The organism is Ohtaekwangia sp. (assembly GCF_036568665.1).
In the GTDB taxonomy this organism is placed as follows: domain Bacteria; phylum Bacteroidota; class Bacteroidia; order Cytophagales; family Cyclobacteriaceae; genus Ohtaekwangia.
In genome coordinates, this window is sequence record NZ_DATCSD010000180.1 from 1 (window position 1) to 3,969 (window position 3,969).

Genomic DNA, 3,969 nt, shown 5'->3' on the forward strand with positions numbered 1-3,969 from the left:
ATTATGCGCAGAAAAGTTGAGTTCAAACTTCCCAATGGCGAGATCGCGATTATACCGGAAGCATGGCTTACAAAATATGCAGACCTGTTCTCGTTAAGTGAAACGGATGGCGACAATGAAAAGCCCGTACTGCGCAAACATCACCTAAACCTGGTAAAAGAACTGGAAGAAGGAAACCTGGCGAAAGTACATTTGAGCGAAAAACTTCGCTCGCTTAATTCATTCAGTGGTATAAAGGATTATCCGCTGCCAGTTGGTTTTAAAGGAGAGTTACGTCCTTATCAAAAGGCAGGTTTTAACTGGCTGCGCTTTTTACATGAGTATAAATTAGGCGGATGTCTTGCCGATGATATGGGTCTCGGTAAAACCGTGCAGACTCTTACCATGTTATTGGCAGAAAAAGAGGCTGGCTCCGGTACATCATTGCTGGTTATGCCAACATCACTCATATATAACTGGGAGATGGAGGCAAGTAAATTTACTCCCGACCTTCGCATATTGAATTATACCGGCACGCTTCGGAATAAAGATATAAGTCGTTTTGAAAAATACGATCTCGTTCTTACTTCGTATGGTATAACAAGACTGGATATAGAGCTGTTGCAACAGTTCTATTTCAACTACATTATATTGGATGAATCGCAGGTTATTAAAAACCCGACTTCGAACATATCCAAGGCCGTTCGCGAACTGAAGTCGCGACATAAACTTGCACTTACGGGTACACCTATAGAAAACACCACGCTCGATCTTTGGTCGCAGATGTCATTTATAAATCCAGGTATACTTGGGCCGCAAACATATTTCCGAAACGAGTATCAGAATCCGATCGAGAAGAAAAATGATGAAGCACGCTCACGCAAGCTTCATGCGGTGATCAAACCATTTATACTTCGCAGACATAAATCACAGGTGGCAACGGAGCTTCCGGAAAAGGTAGAGAATATTCAATACTCTACGATGACTCCGGATCAGGAGAAACGCTACGAAGAAGTGAAATCCGTTTATCGCGAAAAAATATTTAACCTGATCGAGACTGAGGGTTTAGGCAACAGCCGCTTCATGATTCTGGAAGGTCTTACCAAACTTCGCCAGTTAGCCAACCATCCGAAGATGATCGAGCAAGGCTATCAGGGTAACTCCGGCAAGCACGAAGATATAACACACATGCTGGAGAATGCTATGGCCGAAGGGCACAAGGTGTTAGTGTTTAGTCAGTTTGTAAAACACCTTGAGCTTGTACGCCAATATCTCAAGGCGAATAAAATTGACTTCGCATACCTCGATGGATCGAGCACCGATCGCAAGGAACAAGTGGATCGCTTCAATAAAGATCAGAACCTGAAAGTTTTTCTTATTTCTATAAAAGCGGGTGGACTTGGCCTTAACCTCACCGAAGCAGACTATGTATTTATACTTGACCCCTGGTGGAACCCGGCTGTAGAAGCGCAGGCGGTAGATCGTGCGCACCGTATAGGGCAGAAGAAAAAAGTATTTACCTATAAATTCATTACCCGAAATACAGTGGAGGAGAAGATCCTGATGCTGCAGCAACGTAAGCTAAAACTTACCACCGAGTTGATAACAACGGAAGAAAGCTTTATGAAACAGCTTTCGAAAGATGATATCATGCAGATGCTGGCGTAAGCAATTATAGCCATATATAGCGGTTCAGTAAATGGCTTACTTCAGCACTAGTTTTCTGAAAATCTCCCAGGTAACAATTCCCAGGCAAACGGAAACATTGAGCGAATGCTTTGTTCCTACCTGTGGAATTTCAATGGCTATATCTCCGAGTGCAATCACCTCGTCACTCACTCCATTCACTTCGTTGCCGAATACAAGGCAATATTTTTCTCCTATAGCAGGAGTAAAATTCTGAAGCGCTATACTCTCGCTGGTTTGCTCAATGATGGTGATCTTGTATCCGTCTGTCTTTAATTGCTTTACTATATCGGCTGGTTCTGAAACGTAATGCCACTCTACTGATTCTGTAGCACCGAGGGCGGTCTTTTGAATTTCGCGATGAGGTGGTGTGCCGGTTATTCCCGTCAGGTAAATTTTCTCGATACGAAAAGCATCGGCTGTGCGGAATGAAGAACCTACATTGTGCAGGCTTCGGATGTTGTCCAATACAATACAAACCGGAATCTTATCAGCTTCGCGAAATTCATCTACAGAAATTCGTCCAAGTTCATCAAGTTTTAATTTCTTCATTTTGAAAAGAGTGATATACTCTGAAAATATAGTGCGGTAAAATTACGTGTGTATTTTATCAAATAATAGTATCTTCGACAACTGTTAGCAATGAGGTTGTGCTAAACCTTGGTTACTATGTATAAATATTGGAAGAAGATTTCTTATCTCGGTATTACTCCCGACCAGGACTTTCGCCTGGAACGCAGAATAATTTTATCAAACCGCTTCGCATTACTCATTGCTGCGGTTACACTCATCTTTCTGGTGGCTTTTCTCTTCCGGCCCAATGCATCTATACTTCCACTGATCGGAATGTTGCTGGTAGCAGGTAGTATCTGGTTCTTCAACTCATTGGAACTTACCGGGCTATCTCGCTTTATAACCTGCCTTATACCGGGTGTTGGATTATTTGTACTTAACATCTCACAAAAATTTGGCGATCCTTCAACTATTGATATACTTCACTATGCCACACCGCGCATGATCATTGTTGGCTCGGCAGCATTGCCCTTCGCCATGTTTACAGCAAGTGAAAAACGCCTTATGGTGGGGGCTGTTTCTCTTATCATTCTGCTGGGGTTTGGCTATAATACAATCCACGAGCTATTAGGTATAGATGTGCAATCGCTGGGCATTAATGATAAATATTATAGTATAGTTTCAGAAGATGTAGTCGTGCTTACCATTATTATACTGGCGGCTTGTGGTTTTCTTTTCAGCATGGGCGATCAGTACGATCGCAAGGCAAAGGGTTTGCTGGACGATGCCCTTCAACAAACTGAGAGCCTGAAGAAAAATGAAGAGAACCTGCGCAAAACATTGAGTGAACTGGAAGAAGCTCGTAAGAAAGATGATTCCCGCAGTTGGGTTGCCAAAGGCGTGGCAGAGCTAGGCACCATACTTCAATCGGCAGACGACACGGAGAATATATATGAAACCTGGCTATCGTCAGTAATAAAATATCTCAAAGTAAATCAGGGCGGTCTTTTCTTGGTGGAGGAGAATGGCGGTAAAGTTGAGCTGCAACTCGCAGCAAGCTATGCTTACGAAAGAAAGAAGTTCTTACAAAAATCCGTTGCTCCTGGCGAAGGGCTCGTAGGGCAAGCCTATATCGAGAAGCATATTATATACCTGAAGAAAGTTCCAAAAGACTACATACACATAACGTCCGGGCTAGGGGATGCGCCACCGCATGTATTGATGGTGCTTCCTGTAAAAACAACGCAGTCGATCGAAGCAGTGTTGGAGATAGCCTCCTTTCATGAACTGGAAGAACATCATCGCGAATTACTGGAAAAACTGGGCGAGTCGCTCGCATCATTTATATCCAACCACAAAATAAACCAGCGCACCAAAAAATTACTGCAACAAGCGCAGACCATGTCGGAAGAACTTCGCTCCAACGAAGAAGAAATGCGACAGAACCTCGAAGAGCTCACCGCTACGCAGGAAGCGCTGGCCCGTAAAGAGAGAGAGTATCAACATCGTATTGCTGAACTTGAAGAAGCACTTTCTGCAGCACGGACAGAAGCAGTGGAACAAGCCTAAAAAAATCAGTTGAGTGTCGGCCATGGACAGTCGACTTTTTTATCTTTGCCGATCATGGCAGAAGCAAAAACCTCAACAGAAACTCCGTTACAGAAACAATACAATGCTATCAAGGCAAAGTATCCGGGCGCACTTTTACTTTTCCGCGTAGGCGATTTTTATGAAACCTTCGGTCAGGATGCTATAGCAGCCAGCAAAGTTCTCGAGATCGTGCTTACGAAA

General features: G+C 43.5%; 4 protein-coding genes. 3 read left to right on the top strand and 1 reads right to left on the bottom strand.

From position 1 onward, the window contains the following. On the top strand, positions 1-1,647 hold a 1,647-nt coding region (locus VIN08_RS10340; protein WP_331964158.1), incomplete at its 5' end, for a DEAD/DEAH box helicase. A 36-nt stretch (positions 1,648-1,683) separates the two neighbouring features. Here VIN08_RS10340 and VIN08_RS10345 read toward each other — a convergent pair. After that, positions 1,684-2,217, bottom strand: a complete 534-nt coding sequence (locus VIN08_RS10345; RefSeq protein ID WP_331964161.1) for an RNA methyltransferase — start codon at positions 2,215-2,217, stop codon at positions 1,684-1,686. A 117-nt stretch (positions 2,218-2,334) separates the two neighbouring features. On the opposite strand from VIN08_RS10345, the gene VIN08_RS10350 reads away from it, so the two are divergent. Both VIN08_RS10350 and VIN08_RS10355 read left to right on the top strand, forming a co-directional pair. Beyond that, on the top strand, positions 2,335-3,747 hold the full coding sequence (locus VIN08_RS10350) for a GAF domain-containing protein (RefSeq protein ID WP_331964164.1): 1,413 nt from the start codon (positions 2,335-2,337) through the stop codon (positions 3,745-3,747). 54 nt (positions 3,748-3,801) lie between these two features. Continuing rightward, the coding region (locus tag VIN08_RS10355) for a hypothetical protein (RefSeq protein WP_331964167.1) at positions 3,802-3,969 on the top strand (168 nt) is incomplete at its 3' end.

Coding starts and splice junctions, on each gene's coding strand:
- VIN08_RS10345 (WP_331964161.1), bottom strand. CDS start 2,217: ATGAAGAAATTAAAACTTGATGAACTTGGACGAATTTCTGTAGATGAA.
- VIN08_RS10350 (WP_331964164.1), top strand. CDS start 2,335: ATGTATAAATATTGGAAGAAGATTTCTTATCTCGGTATTACTCCCGAC.